Raw genomic sequence first — 1,397 nt, 5'->3', positions numbered from 1 at the left:
CCGACACCGTGGCCAACGCCAAGGGCGAGATGGTCCCGCAGAAGTCGATGAACTCGATTTACATCATGGCCGACTCCGGCGCGCGCGGTTCGCAGGCGCAGATCCGTCAGCTCGCCGGTATGCGTGGCCTGATGGCCAAGCCGGACGGTTCCATCATCGAAACGCCGATTACAGCGAACTTCCGTGAAGGTTTGAGCGTACTTCAGTACTTCATCTCCACTCACGGTGCTCGTAAAGGTTTGGCGGATACCGCGTTGAAAACTGCGAACTCCGGTTACCTGACTCGTCGTCTGGTAGACGTGGCGCAGGATCTGGTTGTGACCGAGATCGATTGCGGCACCGAACATGGCCTGGTAATGACTCCGCACATTGAAGGCGGTGACGTTGTTGAGCCGTTGGGTGAGCGCGTATTGGGTCGTGTTATCGCCCGTGACGTATTCAAGCCAGGTACCGAGGAAATCATCGTTCCTGCCGGCACGCTGGTAGACGAGAAGTGGGTCGAGTTCATCGAGCTGAACAGCATCGACGAAGTGATTGTGCGTTCGCCGATCAGCTGCGAAACCCGCTACGGCATTTGCGCCAAGTGCTACGGCCGTGACTTGGCTCGTGGTCACCAGGTGAACATCGGTGAAGCGGTCGGCGTTATCGCTGCCAGTCCATCGGTGAGCCGGGTACCCAGCTGACGATGCGTACGTTCCACATCGGTGGTGCGGCAAGCCGGACCTCCGCAGCCGACAGTGTTCAGGTGAAGAATGGCGGTACCGTCCGTCTGCATAACCTGAAGCATGTTGAGCGAGTGGATGGTTGTCTGGTTGCTGTGTCCCGTTCCGGTGAGCTGGCGATCGCTGATGACTTCGGTCGTGAGCGCGAGCGTTACAAGCTGCCGTACGGTGCTGTGATTTCGGTTAAAGAAGGTGACAAGGTCGACGCTGGCGCAATCGTGGCAAGTGGGATCCGCACACTCACCCAATCGTTACCGAAATGAAGGGTACCGTGACCTACGTGGGCATGGAAGAAGGCATCACGATCAAGCGTCAGACTGACGAATTGACCGGTATGACCAACATTGAAGTGCTCGACGCCAAAGACCGTCCAGCTGCCGGTAAAGATATCCGTCCTGCTGTGAAGATGGTTGATGACAACGGTAAGGATCTCTTGCTGCCGGGTACCGACGTAATCGCTCAGTACTTCCTGCCTGCTAACGCCCTGGTCGGCGTAGCGGACGGCGCGAAAATCGCGATCGGTGATGTTATCGCTCGTATTCCGCAAGAGACTTCGAAGACCCGTGACATCACCGGTGGTCTGCCGCGTGTTGCCGACTTGTTCGAAGCCCGTCGTCCGAAAGAAGCCTCGATTCTGGCTGAAGTCAGCGGCACCATCGCGTTCGGTAAAGAGAC

1 pseudogene is annotated in these 1,397 nt (G+C 57.6%); it reads left to right on the top strand.

Annotation, left to right across the window (positions count from 1 at the left end):
- Nucleotides 1-1,397: pseudogene (locus tag ACIPLA_RS28250) on the top strand (DNA-directed RNA polymerase subunit beta'); the annotation flags it as partial.

The sequence above is a fragment of the Pseudomonas sp. NPDC086112 genome, assembly GCF_044746425.1.
In the GTDB taxonomy this organism is placed as follows: Bacteria; Pseudomonadota; Gammaproteobacteria; order Pseudomonadales; family Pseudomonadaceae; genus Aquipseudomonas.
The sequence above is the reverse complement of the archived record's forward strand: the minus strand, read 5'-3'. Positions and strand labels throughout refer to the sequence as shown.